The sequence below is a fragment of the Rhizobium johnstonii 3841 genome (assembly GCF_000009265.1).
Lineage (GTDB): Bacteria > Pseudomonadota > Alphaproteobacteria > Rhizobiales > Rhizobiaceae > Rhizobium > Rhizobium acaciae.
Map to the genome: position 1 here is coordinate 995,654 of NC_008380.1, position 16,478 is coordinate 1,012,131.

Genomic DNA, 16,478 nt, shown 5'->3' on the forward strand with positions numbered 1-16,478 from the left:
ATATCCAAAACTTCTCATGGGCACATTTCGGCACAGCCTGTTAACCGGACATCAAGGTTAATGCGGGATTTTTAATGGAATGTTCCCGCGTTCCATGCCCGGAGTCCGTGTTGCGTCGAAAGAGCCCTTCCCGTAGCAAGCTGCGTCTCATTCCCGAGAATTGGGTGTCGCCCGTAATCTTCGGTCTCGCCGGCTGGCTGATTTTCCCGAGCGTCGCATCTCATGCCGATCTCGCCGCCATGCTCGCCGGCCTCGATCATGAGGGGGAGAACTGGCGCATGGTGCTGACCAATTCGCCGGCCGGCTCAATCCACCAGGCCGAACTCGCCTTTGCCGAGCCGATGGTGACGGGTTCGATCGCAGCCGGTGCCGGCATGGTGCTGCCCGATGGCCGCAAGGTCGCCTTCAATGCCAAGGACAAGGGCACTGCCAAGGATAGGGGCCACGAGGAAACGCCGGACGAGGATCGCGTCAATCGCAGCACCAAGAAGGGCCGCGTCGTCGCCGTCGAGAGGATGCAGCCGCCGAAGGACTTTTCCGCCGGCTCGATCCTCGAGCGCACCAAGATGCTCTTCACCCCCAGCTTCGATCTCAAGGACCGGTCGGCCTTCGTCAAGCCGAAGATCCAGGGCAAGGAAATCGAGATCGCCACATCTTTCTATAAGACGCAGCCCGTTGTGACCGATAACGGCGTGCCGGCAATGCTCGCAAGCCTCGTCACCAGCAACAAGGCCGATGTGCTGGCCACCGCCTATGCACCAGCAGCACCCGACTATGCCCGCCAATCGCCGTTCGATTCCATCCTGACCGAACAGGACAGCGGCCGCTTCGTTCCGGAGATCGGCCCGCGCGATCACGCCTGGGCCGCAAGCGTGCTGGCGCCGAGCGTCTTTTCCGCCCGCGAACAGCAGTGCCTTGCCTCCGGCATCTATTTCGAGGCGCGTGGAGAATCGGTGAAGGGCCAGGCAGCCGTCGCCCAGGTCATCCTCAACCGCGTCCGCAACCCTTCCTATCCGAAGACCATCTGCGGCGTCGTCTATCAGAACGAGGATTGGCGCAACCGCTGCCAGTTCTCCTTCGCCTGCGACAGCATCAAGGACAGGGTGAACTCGGAATATCACTGGCGAGTCGCCCGCGACGTGGCGATGGCGGTGACCGCTGGCAAGATCTGGCTGCCGCAGGTGGGATCGGCGACGCACTACCATGCTGTCTATGTCAGACCGAAATGGGCAAAGACCATGGAAAAGGTCGGCCGCATCGGTCTTCATGTGTTCTATCGCACCTATGGCGGCGGCTGGAGCTGAGATAAATCGCCGGGGCAAGCCGATTTCCGGCCCGGAAAAGCGGATTCTTTCCGTCGAATTTGCGCGATCGACCCAGAGGCGATTTATCTCTTTGATTTGATGGAATTATTTTCTCGCTGGACAGAAGCTGTCTACGCCTTGACTATGCTAATCCCTAAAACTATGTTGCGCGCGACTTCAGAACGGGCCGGAAGGGTCTCAACCTTCGCGTCCGGGGTCCGAATGACCGGGGTAGCGGGAGTGCGGGCGACGGACAGGCGAGGAGAGATCCATGGCGGATGACCGCGAGGAAAGTCTTGAAAAGCGCCGTGCGCAATTGGGAGCGAAACTCGCGACCAAGCGCGTCGAGGCGAAGGTGGAAGAGGCAAGCGAAGCCCGCGCCGAGGTAAGCCGCAAAGGTTATGCCCAGGCGATGAAGCTTTCCAGCGAGTTCATTTCCGCAATCGTCGTCGGTGCTCTCCTTGGCTATGTCCTCGACCGTTTTGTTGGCACGGCGCCTTGGGGTTTGATTGTTCTTCTGCTTCTCGGATTTTGTGCCGGCGTTCTGAACGTGATGCGTTCTGCGGGGGTGGTGGCCCATCCCCTGGACGACGACAAGAAATAAGGACCGGTTCCGGTCTAGTGCAATGACCCCGCGTTCTGCGGGCCAAAGAGAGAGAACAAGCGGTGTCTAGCGATCCGACTCATCAGTTCCTGATCCAGAAGATTGTGCCGATCGAAATCGGCGGAATTGATTTTTCGTTTACCAATGCATCGCTCTTCATGGCCGCTTCGGCTGCCATCGCCGCAGGTTTCCTTTATTTCGCGACCTCGAACCGCGCCATTGTGCCGGGCCGTTCACAGTCGGTCGCGGAAATCTTCTATGAATTCATCGCCAAAATGCTGACGGAAGGCGCGGGCAAGCAGGGAATGCAGTTTTTCCCCCTGGTCTTTTCGCTCTTCATGTTCGTGCTGACGGCGAACCTGCTCGGCATGTTCCCGTATTTCTTCACGGTGACGAGCCAGATCATCGTTACCGCCGCGCTGGCGATCCTCGTCATCGGCACGGTTGTCGTCTACGGTTTCTACAAGCACGGCTTCAAGTTTCTGAATGTCTTTGTGCCCTCGGGCGTACCGGGCATTCTGTTGCCGCTGGTCGTCACGATCGAAATCATCTCCTTCCTCTCCCGTCCGATTTCGCTCTCGGTTCGTCTTTTCGCAAACATGCTCGCTGGTCACATCACGCTGAAGGTGTTCGCAGGCTTCGTCGCCTCGCTTGGAGCCCTCGGTGCTGTCGGTGTCGGTGGAGCCGTTCTTCCCCTCATCATGACGGTCGCCCTGACCGGTCTCGAGTTCCTCGTCGCCTTCCTCCAGGCTTACGTCTTTGCGGTGCTGACTTGCATGTACCTCAATGACGCGATCCATCCGGGCGGGCACTAAGGATAACGACAACGACGTCAAAGGGCGTCAGTCATTCGCCGCAACAACCATTTCAAAGGAGTTCAACATGGAAGCGGAAGCAGCAAAGTACATCGGTGCAGGCCTGGCTTGCTTTGGTATGGCCGGTACGGCTCTCGGCCTCGGCAATATTTTCGGCAGCTACCTCTCCGGCGCTCTGCGCAATCCGTCTGCCGCTGACAGCCAGTTCGGCCGTCTGGTATTCGGCTTCGCCGTTACGGAAGCTCTGGGCATCTTCTCGCTGCTCGTCGCTCTCCTCCTCCTCTTCGCCGTCTGATATCGGCGAATAGATGGATCACGGCCTGCGATCGCAAGCCGTGATCCTTTGCATTTGCAGTCCACCTGGAGGTGAGCATGTTTTTTGTGACCCCGGCTTACGCTGAGGAAGCACCGGCGGCAGCGACGGGTACGGATGCGCATGCCGCTCCGGCCGCAGGCGAGGTCCATACCGAGACTGGTGTTGCCGAAGGCGGACACGCCCGCGGCCCCTTCCCGCCTTTCGATTCGACGACCTACGCATCCCAGCTGCTCTGGCTGGTGATCACGTTCGGCGTCTTCTATTTGCTCATGCAAAAGGTCATCGCGCCGCGCATCGGGGCGATCCTCGATCAGCGTCACACGCGCCTCTCCCAGGATGTGGAAGAAGCAGGCCGCCTGAAGGCGGAAGCCGACGCCGCCGTCCGGACCTATGAAGGTGAACTGGCCGCTGCCCGTGCCAAGTCCAATGCGATCGGCAGTGCCGCGCGCGACGCTGCCAAGGCCAAGGCCGAGCAGGATCGCCGTGCAGTCGAGGCGACCCTGTCGGAAAAGATCAAGGCTGCCGAGGTCCGCATCGGCGAGATCAAGGCGAAGGCCTTCGCCGATGTCGGCGCCATTGCCGAGGAAACGGCCGCTGCCGTTATCGATCAGCTGATCGGCGGCACCGTCGCCAAGGCCGATGTCGCCGCCGCCGTTGCGGCCGCCAAGAAGGAGGTTTGATCGATGGAATTTCTTGATGCGACTTTCTTCGCCTTTGTCGGCCTCGTCCTCTTTCTGGCGCTGGTCGTCTACCTGAAGGTCCCGGGCATGATGGCGAAGTCGCTCGACGACCGCGCCGACCAGATCCGCAACGAACTGGCCGAAGCCAAGCGTCTGCGCGAGGAAGCCCAGCACCTGCTTGTCGAATACCAGCGCAAGCGCAAGGAAGCGGAGGCCGAAGCGGCCCACATCGTTGCCGCCGCCGAGCGCGAAGCCGAAATGCTGACCGCCGAAGCGATGAAGAAGACGGAAGAATTCGTCGCCAATCGCACGGCGCTGTCTGAGCAGAAGATTAAGCAGGCCGAGGTCGAGGCGATGAAGGCGGTGCGTTCTGCCGCCGTCGATCTTGCTATCGCGGCCGCCGAAACCGTGCTTGCCAAGCGGGCCGACGCCAAGGTCCAGTCCGAGCTCTTCGGCAATGCCGTCGGCCAAGTCAAGACGCGGCTGAACTGAGCAACTTCGAAAAAGATTGAGAGGGAAGGCCGGGCATGTCCCGGCCTTTTCTTTTGCTGGCAAAGCTTGGTCTTTATTCGGCCTTTTGCCGAGGACAACGTATTGCCGTTGATCCGGCATTGCCACCTTCGCCTGCGTTGAGCACGTTTCTCGCGCCGTCCTTCGGGCCGTCGTAAACAGGGCGAAGGGACATGCCACAACGTCTCGATTCCCTCTTCTCCCCAGCGGGGAATGCGCATACGAGCTTCGACCGCGATGACATTGTCTCGACCGTATTCAGGGCGCTGGGGAGCGGCGTTACCATCGGCGCCGGAATAGGTTTTACGTGAAGAACGTGCCGTGCGGCCCCCTCATCCGCCTGCCGGCACCTCTCCCCGAGGGGAGAGGGCACATGCAGCAACCTCTCCATTCCTCGCGCGCGTTTCATAGGGCGTGTCCTGGCCTTCTCATTCTTCTTTGGGGCGACCTACTCGGAAAGCAGCTCGTCCGTCTCAGGACCGTTCTCGGTCTTGCGCAACGGTCTGAAGCTCATCCGGTGGAGCGAACAGGGGCCATGCCTCTCGATGCCGGCGCGGTGTTGCGCCGTGCCGTAGCCCACATGCGCGGCAAAGCCGTAATCCGGAAACACGCTATGGGCCCGGGCCATCATCCGGTCACGCGTCACCTTGGCGACGATCGAGGCGGCGGCGATCGAAACCGAGCGGGCATCGCCCTTGACCACCGCCTGTCCGGGGCAATCGAGGCCGGGTGGCACGTCGAGCCCGTCGGTGAGCACGTAGCTGGCCGGAATGGCGAGGCTGCAGATAGCGCGGCGCATGGCGTCGAGGCTTGCCTTGCGGATATCCGTCTCGTCGATGCGCGTCGAACTGGAGGAGGCGATGGAGACGGTCGCAGTCGCCAGAATCTGCACGAACAGTTCCTCGCGCCGTTGCGCCGAAAGCTGCTTGGAATCGTTCAGCCCCTCAGGGATGCGCTTCGGATCGAGAATAACGGCGGCAGCCACGACGGGTCCCGCCAGCGGCCCGCGGCCTGCCTCATCGGCGCCGGCGACCGGCCAATGGCCGGCCTTGCGGGCTTTGAGTTCCAGTCGAAAATCCGGCACGAGCGGAGCCGTGTCGAAAAGCAGGGGAGAATCGGGTGGCGTGCGAGGTTTCATGCGGCTGAACCTCGCACGCCAACCCGATTTCCCGCAAGTCCCCGGATTAGGGCGGCGGGCCGGGGACCGGTCCGGCGGATGGTGGCGGTCAGGGCCATCCGCGGGAATTGCGCTCGGGGCTCGAAAACAGGGCGGTTTTATCGAGATGCCGATGCGCAAGCTTGAAGCAATTCCAGGAAAAGTGCGGCGCGGTTTTCCGTCTGGAATTGCGTAAAAGGTTAGAGGTAATTCCAGGAAAAGTGTGCAGCAGTTTTCCGTCCGGAATTGCGTAAAAACAAAAGGTTAGAGCAACGACAGCTGCACGCCGCTGCCATCCGGCGGTACGAACAGATCGTCGCGCAGCGGCACGCTGCGTCGCGTCAGGCCGAAACGTCTGGCGGCCATTTCAAAGCGCCGGGCGATCTGCCACGCATAGGGGCCGGCGCCCTTCATGCGCTTGCCGAATTCGGCATCGTAATCCTTGCCGCCGCGCATCGAGCGTACCAGCGACATCACATGCCGGTAACGATCGGGATAATGCTGCAGCAGCCAGTCGCGAAACAGCGGGCTGACCTCGAGCGGCAGTCTGAGGATGACATAGCTCGCCTCGGCAGCACCCGCAGCCTTTGCCGATTCGAGGATACGCTCCAGCTCGTGGTCGTTTAGCGCCGGGATGAGCGGGGCGGCCATGACAGCCGTCTGGATTCCTGCTTCCGCAAGGGTGTGGATCGTCTCCAGCCGCCGCGGCGGTGTGGCGGCACGTGGCTCCATCGTCCGGGCAAGCTTGCGATCCAGCGTGGTCACCGAGATGCCGACGCGCACCAGGTTCTTGCCTGCCATCTCCTGCAGGATGTCGAGATCGCGCAGGATCATCGCCGACTTGGTGACGATCGATACCGGATGGTTCGCCTTGTTCAGCACCTCGAGAATGCCGCGCATGATGCGCCATTCCTTCTCGATCGGCTGATAGGGATCGGTATTGGTGCCGATCGCGATCACCCGCACCTTGTAGCCGGGCTTGGCGAGCTCCCGCTCCAGCAGCTTTGCCGCATCGGGCTTGGCAAAGAGCTTCGTCTCGAAGTCGAGCCCCGCAGAAAGCCCCATATAGGCGTGTGTCGGCCGGGCGAAACAGTAAATGCAACCGTGCTCGCAGCCGCGATAGGGATTGATCGAGCGGTCGAAGGAAAGATCCGGCGATTCGTTGCGGGTGATGGCCGTGCGCGGTTTTTCGACCTGCACTTCCGTCTTGAAGGGCGGCAGCTCTTCCCAGGTCTGCCAGCCATCGTCGACGGTCTCCCTCTGAAGTGGCTCGAACCGCCCTGTCGGGTTCAGTCCCGCCCCACGTCCACGCCGCCGGTCGACCTCGACTCTCAGGCCGGAGGACACGATCATCGCATCGGCAATATCTGCCGTATTGGCAGGCGCGAATGCGGCCTGCCCTGCCAGGGACTGTTCTCTCATCGGATTCTCCCGCGGCGGAAAGCCATCGCCTCCGCCCGTTTTGCTGATTAAATTCCTATCCGCAAAACGAGAACAATGCAAGAACAAAATGAGGAAAACGACGCTGGCAAAATTTTGTGCGGCGCATTATAAATAGTCAATGTTGACGGTTGTTCTCGAATGTCAGGATCAGGAATCTGAGCTGGCGCAGACTTTATCGGTATTGGTGGCAGGCGCGGTGGAGGGGCTGGTGAGTGATGTGGTCGTGCTCGATCACGGCTCACGCGACGGCACCTCGCGGGTGGCCGACGCCGCCGGCTGCCGCTTCCATTCGCAATGGGATATCAAGGACATCGTCCGCGCAGCCCGTGGCGAATGGCTGCTCTTCGTCGAGCCGGGCGCAAGACCCCAGGCCGGTTGGATCGATGAGGTCGCCGAATATGTGGCGTTGAACAAGCTGCCGGCGCGCTTCACCGCTTCACGCGGCTACCGGCGCCCGTTCTTCCAGCGTGTCGGCCGGGCCGTGCCGCCGCTGGAGCTTGGTTTGCTGATGCCGAAGAAGCTGGCGCTCGCCACCGCCAAAAGCGGCATGCGACTCACCGAATTCGTCAAGGGCCAGAAGCCGCGCCGGCTGGCGAGTGAACTCATTCCCTCCTGGGTCGCCCGCGCTGCGCGGTAGTTGCTGCCCTTCCACGGCTTCGCGCAAAAGATGGCGTCCAATAGGATTTCGCGCTATAATTCAAACGTGGCGCCGTCGAAGCGCCTGGCTTCGCAACGGAATGGCCATGGAATGCCGGTGAACGGCAGAACAGGTCAGCGAAAATCTCCTCTTCTGCCGGGTTCCCGGCGAAAGGAGGTGCGTCATGGCACGCGGTAGGATCTACGGCGTACGCAGTATGATCTACGGCCTCATAGCCGTCATATTGCCGACATTGGTGATCGCGCATCCGCATTCGGCAGCATCGCAGATGATGCGCAGTTGCGCAGGCCGACCCGAAATCGTCAATTTCCTGGACAAGAACTTCGCCGAAAAGCTCACGGCAATCGGACTGATCAACCAGAACGCCGTTCTCGAGGTCTATGCTGCCGAAAACGGCACCTGGACACTCATCGTCACGGATGTTCATGGCACAAGCTGCGTCCTGCTGTCGGGTGACAGCTGGGACACGATGCCCGTCCTGCCGGGCCTAGCGACATAGCGATGCCCGCTGTTGCAGCCAGTTTACTTCGTCGCGCCGCGTTTCAGGTGCTCGTCCAAGCGCGGCATGATCTCGACGAAGTTGCACGGCACGCTTCGATAGTCGAGCTGCCCTTTCAGAATGCCGTCCCAGGCATCCCGGCAGGCGCCGGGCGAACCCGGCAGCCCGAAGATGAAGGTGGCGTTGGCAACACCTGCCGTGGCGCGCGACTGGATCGTCGCCGTGCCGATCTTCTCGTAGGAGATCCGGTGGAAGATGGCGGAAAAGCCGTCCATCCGCTTTTCGAACAAGGGCTCCAGTGCTTCGGGCGTCACGTCGCGGCCGGTAAAGCCGGTGCCGCCAGTGGTGATGACGACGTCTATGTCTTCGTTCTCAGTCCAGGCCTTCACCCGTGCGGCAATCGCCGCGCGATCATCGGGCACGATTCCCCGGTCGACCAGCCTGTGGCCCGCCTCCATGATCCGCGCTACCAGCGTGTCGCCTGACTTGTCCGTCTCCGGCGTGCGCGTATCCGAGACAGTCAGAACCGCAATACCGACGGCGATAAAAGGCCGCTTTTCGTCCAGACCTGCCATCATACGCCTCCCGAAACCGTTTCCGTCGCCTGGAAATACCAGTCGAGGCGCGCCTCGTGAAGAGCTGCCGCCGCGTCTTTCGCAGCCGCCATCGTCGCAAAGATGCCGAAACAGGTGGCGCCGGAACCGGACATGCGGGTCAAAAGCGCGCCATGGGCCTGCAACATCGCCGAGATCGCCGCGATCTCGGGCACGAGTTCGCGCGCCGGCGGCTCTAGGTCGTTGCGGGCAGCAGCAATCGCCGCGAGCCAGTCGGCAGTCTGAGGCCGGCTCAGTGCCAAGCTCAGAGCCGGATTGTTTTTCTCCGCCAGCCGGCGGAAAACCTCAGGCGTCGAGACGCCCTTCAGCGGATTGGCGAGCACCATGGCAAAGGCCGGCAGCTCCGGCACGGGTTCGAGCTCTTCGCCGATGCCGCGGGCAATCAACGGCCGGCTCTCAAGGCACATCGGCACGTCGGCGCCGAGCTTCAGGGCGAGAGCTGCGAGCGCCTCCTCGGGCAACGTCGCGCCCCAGAGCCGCGTCAGCCCGCGCAGCGTCGCAGCCGCATCCGCCGAGCCGCCGCCGATGCCGGAGGCGATCGGCAGGTTCTTTTCCAAATGGATGCGGACGGGGAAGGCGAGGGGACCGATCGCCGCGCGTAGGAGATCGCGGGCCTTCAGCACCAAGTTGGTGCCGCTGCCGCCGGCAAGTGTTCCGCCAAAACGGCCCGACAGAGTGAACGCATCGGTCGGCGACGGCACGAAGTCCAGCCGGTCGCCGTGATCTGCGAAGGTCACCAGCATATCGAGCAGATGATAGCCATCCGGCCGCTGGCCCGTCACATGCAGGGCCAGGTTGATCTTCGCGCGAGCTTCCTCGGTGATGCTGGAGCATGATGCCGAAAAGTGTGAGCGGTTTTCGGACGACATCATGCTCTATTTCTTTGACCTGTATCCGGCCAAGTCCTTTTCAGGCATGCCTCCCGCCCGTCAGGATTTCTTGTCGACCGGCGGCGGGATAACGGGTGCCGGATCCGGCTGCTTCTTGTCGGCCGCCTTGGCATCGTCGCTGGCGGGGGGCAGGCCGTTGGCGACCTTGTCCTTGATCTTCGGGATCTCGGCAGCTTCGGGCTCGGAGCCGAGCGCCCGGTTCCACTGGTAGACGGCCTCGAGCTTGCGCCCGACGCGCCAGTAGGCGTCGCCGAGATGGTCGTTGATCGTCGCATCGCCGGCCTTGATCTGTGCGGCCCGCTCCAACTCGTCGACGGCATCGTCGAAGCGGTTAAGGCGGAAATAGGCCCAGCCGAGCGAATCGATGATGTAGCCGTCGTCGGGACGAAGGTCGACGGCTTTCTTGATCATGCCGAGACCTTCGTCGAGGTTCCGGTTCATGTCGATCCACGAATAGCCGAGATAATTCAGTACCTGCGGCTGGTCGGGATTGAGCTCCAGCGCCTTGCGGAAGTTCGGTTCCGCCTGGTCCCACTTCTTCAGCCGCTCATAGGCAATGCCGCGCTGGAAGAAGACGCTCCAGTTGGCGCGGCCGGGAATGGGGCCGATCGTTTCGACGGCCTTGTCGTAATTCGTGGCCATCGCCTGGTAGTCCTTGGCGTCGGAGAGCACGCTGCCATAGGCGAGGTAACTGCGGATGTCCTTCGGGTCGGAGGCGATCAGCGCCTGCAGATGCTTGCGCGCCTCGTCCACCTTGCCGCCCTGGGCAAGGGCAAGGCCGAGCTGCAGCTCGGAGATGCGCCGCATCGGCGAATTCTCCGGCACCTTCTTGTAGAGCGCGATGGCGCGGTCCATCTGGTTCTGCTTCTCGGCAATGCCGCCGAGCAGCACCAGCGTATCGGCGCTGTTCGGATCGAGCGCATTGGCCGTCTGCAGGTAAAGCGAGACGATGTCCTCGGCGCCGTCACGGTTCAACGCGCCGCCGACCGAGAAGAGCACGCCGGCTGCACCTTCTTCGGCCGTCTTGACCTGCTGCTCTTGCTTCTCGTTCTTTTCGATACTGTCGCGCAGCGCGTTCAGCGGCGCATAGTTCGGCAACAGGTTGTCACCCACGGAAACGGCGTCGAGCGCCTTCTGCTTATTGCCTTGTGTTGCTTCGAGGCGGGCAAGCGCCATCACGGCGCGCATGAAGGTGTCGGGCGCGGTCGCGCCCCCCTCCTTGTCGAGCACGGCATCGTTCAGATGCTTTCGGGCGGATTTCACGTCGCCGATGGCGATGGCGATCGCCCCGGCATTGTAGTTCTGGAAGATGCGGAACCAGTCCGGCCCCTTCATCTTCTCGACCATCGTCAGCGCTTCCTTGCCGCGGCCGGCGCCGACGCGGGCCCAGGCGAGCAGCAGGTCGTTCATCATCCGGTCGAGATCGTTTGGCCCCTTATATTTCAGGATGGCCTCGGCGGACTTGTAGTCGTCACGGCGCACGGCATCCATGCCGCGCACAATCGTGGTGATACGCTCGACGGAAGGATCGCCCTTCAGGTCATTGGCATATTTGACGCCGTCCTTGATATCGCCATTGAGCAGCAGCGAGATCATCAGCCGCTGGCGAATCTCGGGATTGCCGGGCTCGATCTGCAGCGCCTTCTTGTAGAGCTCAATCGCCGTTTCGTAGTCATGGTCGACATCGGCAGTGCGCGCTGCGAGGAAGGCGCCGGAGAAAGTGGTCACGCTGTCCGCGTCAAAGTGAGCGGCCGTGCCGGCATCGTCTGCCTTGGCCGCATCCTCGGCGTTCACGCCGTCGACGCTGCCCAGCGAAAGGACAGCTGCAAGCGCTGCGCTCGTAAGAAGACGGATGGCAAGTCTCTGCCGCATTAGGAAACCTTTCTTCGACAGCGTCCCGACAAATGGTGTCGGTCGCAAAACCAGTTGCGATCACTGATTCACAACAGGATGGCTTTTTTGAAGCGGCGCTGCAAGAAAATCAGCCTGCGATCAAGGACGTTTGATCAATTGACGCGCTCGATGCAGAAGTCGATCACTTCCATCAGGGCGGATTTCCAGACCGTATCGGGAAGGGGCGCAAGCGCGTCCCGTGCGATTGTTCCGTAATGGATCGCGCGGCCGATCGTGTCGCTGAGCGTGCCATATTTGGTGATCAGCCCCAGCGCTTTTTCGAGGTTGGCGTCGGTGCTGTTGCCGGCCTCGATCGCATCACGCCAGAAGGCGCGCTCGTCCTCGGTGCCGCGGCGATAGGCGAGAATGACCGGCAGGGTGATCTTGCCTTCGCGGAAATCGTCGCCGACATTCTTGCCGAGATCGGCCGCCTTGCCGCCGTAATCAAGCGCGTCGTCGACGAGCTGGAAGGCAAGCCCAAGATTCATGCCGTAGGATTTCAACGCATTGCGGCCGGACCGGCCGACCTCGGCGACGATCGGCCCGACTTCGGCGGCAGCGGCAAAGAGGGCCGCCGTCTTGGCGCGAATGACGGAGAGATAATCGTCCTCCGTCGTCTCCATATTCTTGGCGACGGAAAGCTGCAGCACTTCGCCTTCCGCGATCACGCAGGCGGCGGAAGACAAGACGTCGAGCGCATCGAGCGAGCCGACATCGACCATCATGCGGAAGGCCTGGCCGAGCAGGAAGTCGCCGACCAGCACACTTGCCTGGTTGCCCCAGATCATCCGTGCCGTCGATTTGCCGCGGCGAAGATCGCTCTCGTCGACGACATCGTCATGCAGCAGCGTTGCCGTATGCATGAACTCGACCGATGTGGCGAGCTTGATGTGGTTTTCGCCCCTGTAGTCGAACAGCGACGCGGAAGCCAGCGTCAGCATCGGCCGCAGTCGCTTGCCGCCGGACGAAATCAGATGGTTCGCCACTTCGGGGATCATCTGTACGTCGGAGCCGGCCTTAGACAGAATGAGCTGGTTTACTCGCTCCATATCCGCCCTGGTAAGATCGACCAGCGGCTTTATGGATGCCAGTTTGTTTTTGCTTTCTTCAAGCGGTATGACCACGCCCAACGACCCGGACTCCTATTCATTCATTGCACCTGACAATAGAAAGGGGCGATGGACGCGGCAAGGGGTGAATTGTCGCGCTGGGCGAAATTGGAAGGAAAACGACGGCAAATGCATGAGCTTATCCGCGCCAACGATCCCGTTCTTCTCTCCTATGCCGAGAGTTTGATGAAGGATGCCGGAATTCACTGCTTCATCGCCGATCAGGGCATGAGCGTGCTGGAAGGCTCGCTCGGCATGCTGTCGCGCCGCCTGCTGGTGGATGAGGAGATGGCCGATCAGGCGCGCCGCATCCTCACCGATGCCGGTCTCGGCGGCGAGCTGCGCGAGCGGAAGTGAGTTCCGATGACGGCCACTGACACTGTCGATGCCTTTCATCGCGGCGGCTTCCATGTGGTGCAGCCGAAGGGCAGGGGCCATCGCTCCGGCATGGATGCGATGCTGCTTGCGGCTCTGGTCGCCGACGATCGCCCAGTCAGGGTTGCCGATCTCGGCGCCGGCGCGGGCGCTGCCGGTCTTGCCGTCGCCTCGCGCCTTGCCGATGCAGAGGTGGTGCTTTTCGAACGCTCGGCCGAGATGGCCGACTATGCCCGCCGCAGCATCCTCTTGCCCGACAATGCCCATGTCGCCGACCGCGTCAGCGTCGTCGAGGCCGATGTGACGCTGACCGCCAAGGCGCGCAACGATGCGGGGCTCACCGATGAGAGCTTCCACCACGTCATCATGAACCCGCCCTTCAACGACGCCGGCGACCGGCGCACGCCGGATGCGCTGAAGGCCGAAGCCCATGCGATGACCGACGGCCTGTTCGAAAGCTGGATACGCACGGCCGGCGCCATCATGATCCCAGGCGGGCAAATGTCACTGATCGCCAGGCCACAGTCGATCGCCGAGATCGTTGCCGCTTGCGGCCGGCGTTTCGGCGGCATCGAGATCACCGCCATCCATCCGCGTCCGGGTGAAAATGCCGTCCGTATCCTGGTGACTGGTATCAAGGGATCGCGGGCGCGGCTGTCGCTGCGTGCGCCTCTCGTCATGCACAAAGAGGGGAGCCACAAGTTCTCCCCTCTCGTCGATGATTTCAACAACGGCCGGGCGGCCTATGCCAGGCTTTAGACTGGCGCCAGACTTTTCCTGGAATTGCTTCAGCCGGTGACGAAGTCGAGGAGCAGCTTGACGTTCAGTCCGGCTATCACGACCGCGATCAGATAGGCAACGCCACTCAGCCAGCGCGGCGCCACGAGTTCGCCCATCTTGGCCTTGTTGGCGGTAAACATCACAAGCGGGAAGACGGCGAAGGAAAGCTGCAGGCTGAGCACCACCTGGGTGAGGATCAAAAGCTCCGCCGTGCCCTTGTCGCCATACCAGATGGTGACGATCGCTGCCGGCACGATGGCGATGGCACGGGTAATCAGGCGGCGCACCCACGGCTTCAGCCTGATCTTGAGGAAGCCTTCCATGACGATCTGGCCGGCAAGCGTCGCCGTCACTGTCGAGTTGAGACCGCAGCAGAGAAGCGCGATGCCGAACAGCGTCGGCGCGATGGCGAGGCCAAGCAGCGGCGACAGCAGCGAGTAGGCATCGCCGAGTTCGACGACGTCGGTCTTGCCGTGCGCATTGAAGGCGGCGGCCGCCAGGATCAGGATCGACGCGTTGATCAGCAGCGCGAAACAGAGCGCGACCGTCGAGTCGATCGTTGCAAAGGTCAGCGCCTCCCTCTTTTCGGGAATGGTATGGCCATAGGCCCGTGTCTGGACGATGCCGGAGTGGAGGTAGAGATTGTGCGGCATGACGGTCGCACCGAGAATGCCGAGCGCCAGATAGAGCATCTCCGGATTGGTGACGATCTCGGTCGTTGGGAAGAAGCCGGTAAGGACCGCGCCCCATTGCGGGTCGGCCAGCAGGATCTGCACGCCGAAGCAGACCGCGATGACGCCGAGCAGCGCGATGATGAAGGCTTCCACCCAGCGGAAGCCGAGCTTCTGCAGGAAGAGGATCACGAAGACGTCGAGCGCGGTGATCAGCACGCCGAGTTCGAGCGGGATGCCCATCAACAGGTTGAGGCCGATCGCCGTGCCGATCACCTCGGCGATATCGGTGGCGATGATGGCGATTTCAGCAAAGGCCCAAAGCGGCAGCGAGACATATTTCGGAAAGGCGTCGCGGCAGGCCTGTGCGAGGTCGCGGCCGGAGGCGATCGCCAGGCGCGCGCAGAGCGATTGCAGCACGATCGCCATCAGGTTGGAAAGCAGCGCGACGGTGAGCAGCGCATAGCCGAATTTCGAGCCGCCGGCGAGCGAGGTCGCCCAGTTGCCGGGGTCCATGTAGCCGACGGCGACCATGTAGCCCGGCCCGGCGAAGGCTGCCGCCCTTCGCCATGCCGAGCTGTGACGCCCGGTTCCGACGGTGCGGTAGACATCGGACAGCGACGCCTCGCCGCGTTCGTGCCGCCAGCCGCTCTTTGGATTCGGATTAAGGACGTCCATGCGATTTTCACCTGTTTTATCGTCAGCGCACTATGACGAATTAGAATGATAATGCAAGTCATTCGCAACAACAAATTCAAACCCAATGTTTTCAGGAACGCAGCCATTGTGTTTGTCGTTCCAGCGCATACATGGGTGACGATCGTGCGACCCGAAGCGAAGGATGGGAAATGGCCGGATTCTTGAGAAAACTGATGCCGAAACGGTTCCGCAAGGACGGCATCACCATTCCGGTCGTTCGCCTGCAAGGGGCGATCATCAGCGGCGGCGGCCAGTTTCGGCCGACCCTCAACCTCGCCAATGTCTCTCCGGTTCTGGAAAAAGCCTTCGCCATGAAGGATGCACCGGCGGTCGCCATCTCCATCAATTCGCCGGGCGGCTCGCCCGTCCAGTCGCGCCTGATCTTCACCCGCATTCGCGAACTCGCCCGCGAGAAACAGAAGAAGGTTCTGGTCTTCGTCGAGGATGTCGCCGCCTCGGGCGGTTACATGATCGCGCTTGCCGGCGACGAGATCATCGCCGACGCCACCTCCATCGTCGGCTCGATCGGTGTCGTCTCCGGCGGTTTCGGCTTTCCCGAACTGTTGAAGAAGATCGGCGTCGAACGCCGCGTCTATACGGCGGGCGAAAATAAGGTGATCCTCGATCCGTTCCAGCCGGAAAAAGAAAAGGATATCGAGTACCTGAAAAGCCTGCAGCTCGAAATCCATCAGGTCTTCATCTCCATGGTGCGCGAGCGTCGCGCCGGCAAGCTGAGGGACGATGCGGCGGTGTTTTCCGGCCTGTTCTGGAGCGGCACGCGCGGCCTCGAACTCGGCCTCATCGACGGCCTCGGCGACATGCGCCAGGAATTGAAGAGGCGCTACGGCCAGACGACCAAGCTGGAGCTCGTCACCGCCGGCCGCGGCCTGTTCGGCCGCCGGATTCCCGGCGTATCGCCGGTCTCGCTCGAAGGTGCTGCATCCGGTCTCGCGACGGGGCTTGTCGAAGCGGCGGAAGAGAGAGCATTGTGGAGCCGGTTCGGGCTTTGAGAGGAGCAAGAGAGGGGCATGGCACAGCTTATTACGATCCTGGTCCTGGTTTTCTCAGCTTGGTGGCTCTACCGCCGCTTCGTCTCCGATGCCCGCAAGCTCGCCGAAAAGTCGCGCCGCGCTGAAAAGGAGCGGCAGACCGGCGCGATCGGCACACTGGTCAAGGACCCGGCGACGGGAGAATACCGGCTGAAGCGCGAGGGAGAATAAGAGGCGTCGCCGCTCATCTGCCGCCCATCCGGCATGCTAGACCCCTCCCCAACCCCTCCCCACAAGGGGAGGGGCTTAATTTGCCGCACCCGCTTTCCAGATCTTCGACGTTTCGGGAGGAGCGAGGCGGGTACTCCGGGTTAGTCCCTCCCCCTTGTGAGGAGGGGTTGGGGAGGGGTTTTAGATCTCTCCGCCGCCGCAAAACTCTTGACCCCCGCCGCCCTCCATGGCACCTGTCGCGC

General features: G+C 62.0%; 19 protein-coding genes. 12 read left to right on the forward strand and 7 right to left on the reverse strand.

The window, feature by feature from the left end; all coding sequences use genetic code 11:
- The first annotated feature begins 74 nt into the window (after window positions 1-74).
- The 6 genes from RL_RS04820 (at window position 75) to RL_RS04845 (ending at window position 4,211) form a co-directional block, all read left to right on the forward strand.
- Complete coding sequence (locus RL_RS04820; RefSeq protein ID WP_011650665.1) at window positions 75-1,304, forward strand: cell wall hydrolase; 1,230 nt, start codon at window positions 75-77, stop codon at window positions 1,302-1,304.
- A gap of 271 nt (window positions 1,305-1,575) precedes the next feature.
- Window positions 1,576-1,908 carry an AtpZ/AtpI family protein gene (locus tag RL_RS04825; RefSeq protein WP_011650666.1) on the forward strand — a complete coding sequence of 111 codons (333 nt, stop codon included), beginning with the start codon at window positions 1,576-1,578 and terminating at the stop codon, window positions 1,906-1,908.
- 62 nt (window positions 1,909-1,970) lie between these two features.
- Window positions 1,971-2,723: a F0F1 ATP synthase subunit A gene (locus tag RL_RS04830; protein WP_011650667.1), complete on the forward strand. Its 753-nt coding sequence runs from the start codon at window positions 1,971-1,973 to the stop codon at window positions 2,721-2,723.
- A gap of 67 nt (window positions 2,724-2,790) precedes the next feature.
- Window positions 2,791-3,018, forward strand: a complete 228-nt coding sequence (locus RL_RS04835) for a F0F1 ATP synthase subunit C (RefSeq protein ID WP_003545854.1) — start codon at window positions 2,791-2,793, stop codon at window positions 3,016-3,018.
- Window positions 3,019-3,095: 77 nt separating this feature from the next.
- Window positions 3,096-3,719, forward strand: a complete 624-nt coding sequence (locus RL_RS04840) for a F0F1 ATP synthase subunit B (RefSeq protein WP_011650668.1) — start codon at window positions 3,096-3,098, stop codon at window positions 3,717-3,719.
- 3 nt (window positions 3,720-3,722) lie between these two features.
- Window positions 3,723-4,211 carry a F0F1 ATP synthase subunit B gene (locus RL_RS04845; RefSeq protein ID WP_011650669.1) on the forward strand — a complete coding sequence of 163 codons (489 nt, stop codon included), beginning with the start codon at window positions 3,723-3,725 and terminating at the stop codon, window positions 4,209-4,211.
- Between the two features lie 466 nt (window positions 4,212-4,677).
- On the opposite strand, the gene RL_RS04850 is transcribed toward RL_RS04845, so the two are convergent.
- Together RL_RS04850 and RL_RS04855 are read right to left on the reverse strand one after the other, a co-directional pair.
- Window positions 4,678-5,367 (reverse strand): ribonuclease HII, encoded by a 690-nt coding sequence (locus RL_RS04850; protein WP_011650671.1) that lies wholly within the window; start codon window positions 5,365-5,367, stop codon window positions 4,678-4,680.
- A gap of 282 nt (window positions 5,368-5,649) precedes the next feature.
- On the reverse strand, window positions 5,650-6,807 hold the full coding sequence (locus RL_RS04855) for a PA0069 family radical SAM protein (RefSeq protein WP_011650672.1): 1,158 nt from the start codon (window positions 6,805-6,807) through the stop codon (window positions 5,650-5,652).
- A gap of 139 nt (window positions 6,808-6,946) precedes the next feature.
- Here RL_RS04855 and RL_RS04860 point away from each other — a divergent pair, with 139 nt between their 5' ends.
- Both RL_RS04860 and RL_RS04865 read left to right on the forward strand, forming a co-directional pair.
- Window positions 6,947-7,465, forward strand: a complete 519-nt coding sequence (locus RL_RS04860) for a glycosyltransferase family 2 protein (RefSeq protein WP_011650673.1) — start codon at window positions 6,947-6,949, stop codon at window positions 7,463-7,465.
- Window positions 7,466-7,649: 184 nt separating this feature from the next.
- Window positions 7,650-7,985 carry a hypothetical protein gene (locus RL_RS04865; protein ID WP_011650674.1) on the forward strand — a complete coding sequence of 112 codons (336 nt, stop codon included), beginning with the start codon at window positions 7,650-7,652 and terminating at the stop codon, window positions 7,983-7,985.
- 23 nt (window positions 7,986-8,008) lie between these two features.
- Here RL_RS04865 and moaB read toward each other — a convergent pair whose 3' ends face one another.
- From moaB to RL_RS04885, 4 genes are all read right to left on the reverse strand, one after another.
- A complete protein-coding gene (moaB, locus tag RL_RS04870; RefSeq protein WP_011650675.1) occupies window positions 8,009-8,560 on the reverse strand; it encodes a molybdenum cofactor biosynthesis protein B in 552 nt (183 codons plus the stop codon).
- Window positions 8,560-9,471, reverse strand: a complete 912-nt coding sequence (locus RL_RS04875) for a 4-(cytidine 5'-diphospho)-2-C-methyl-D-erythritol kinase (protein WP_011650676.1) — start codon at window positions 9,469-9,471, stop codon at window positions 8,560-8,562. Before RL_RS04875 ends, moaB begins: the two co-directional genes overlap by 1 nt.
- A gap of 57 nt (window positions 9,472-9,528) precedes the next feature.
- A complete protein-coding gene (locus RL_RS04880) occupies window positions 9,529-11,361 on the reverse strand; it encodes a tetratricopeptide repeat protein (protein WP_011650677.1) in 1,833 nt (610 codons plus the stop codon).
- A 134-nt stretch (window positions 11,362-11,495) separates the two neighbouring features.
- Window positions 11,496-12,512: a polyprenyl synthetase family protein gene (locus tag RL_RS04885; RefSeq protein WP_003545868.1), complete on the reverse strand. Its 1,017-nt coding sequence runs from the start codon at window positions 12,510-12,512 to the stop codon at window positions 11,496-11,498.
- Window positions 12,513-12,620: 108 nt separating this feature from the next.
- Between RL_RS04885 and RL_RS04890 the strand changes: the two genes are divergently transcribed.
- Window positions 12,621-12,848, forward strand: a complete 228-nt coding sequence (locus RL_RS04890) for a DUF2007 domain-containing protein (protein WP_003545870.1) — start codon at window positions 12,621-12,623, stop codon at window positions 12,846-12,848.
- Window positions 12,849-12,854: 6 nt separating this feature from the next.
- Window positions 12,855-13,625 carry a tRNA1(Val) (adenine(37)-N6)-methyltransferase gene (locus tag RL_RS04895; protein ID WP_011650679.1) on the forward strand — a complete coding sequence of 257 codons (771 nt, stop codon included), beginning with the start codon at window positions 12,855-12,857 and terminating at the stop codon, window positions 13,623-13,625.
- Window positions 13,626-13,654: 29 nt separating this feature from the next.
- Here the strand turns inward: RL_RS04895 and RL_RS04900 are convergent, their stop codons facing one another.
- A complete protein-coding gene (locus tag RL_RS04900) occupies window positions 13,655-14,995 on the reverse strand; it encodes an Nramp family divalent metal transporter (RefSeq protein ID WP_011650680.1) in 1,341 nt (446 codons plus the stop codon).
- 170 nt (window positions 14,996-15,165) lie between these two features.
- Here RL_RS04900 and RL_RS04905 point away from each other — a divergent pair, with 170 nt between their 5' ends.
- Window positions 15,166-16,026 (forward strand): S49 family peptidase, encoded by an 861-nt coding sequence (locus tag RL_RS04905; RefSeq protein WP_011650681.1) that lies wholly within the window; start codon window positions 15,166-15,168, stop codon window positions 16,024-16,026.
- Between the two features lie 18 nt (window positions 16,027-16,044).
- Entirely contained in the window at window positions 16,045-16,236 is a 192-nt protein-coding gene (locus RL_RS04910; RefSeq protein ID WP_003545875.1) for a hypothetical protein, read from the forward strand.
- Window positions 16,237-16,478: the final 242 nt, after the last annotated feature.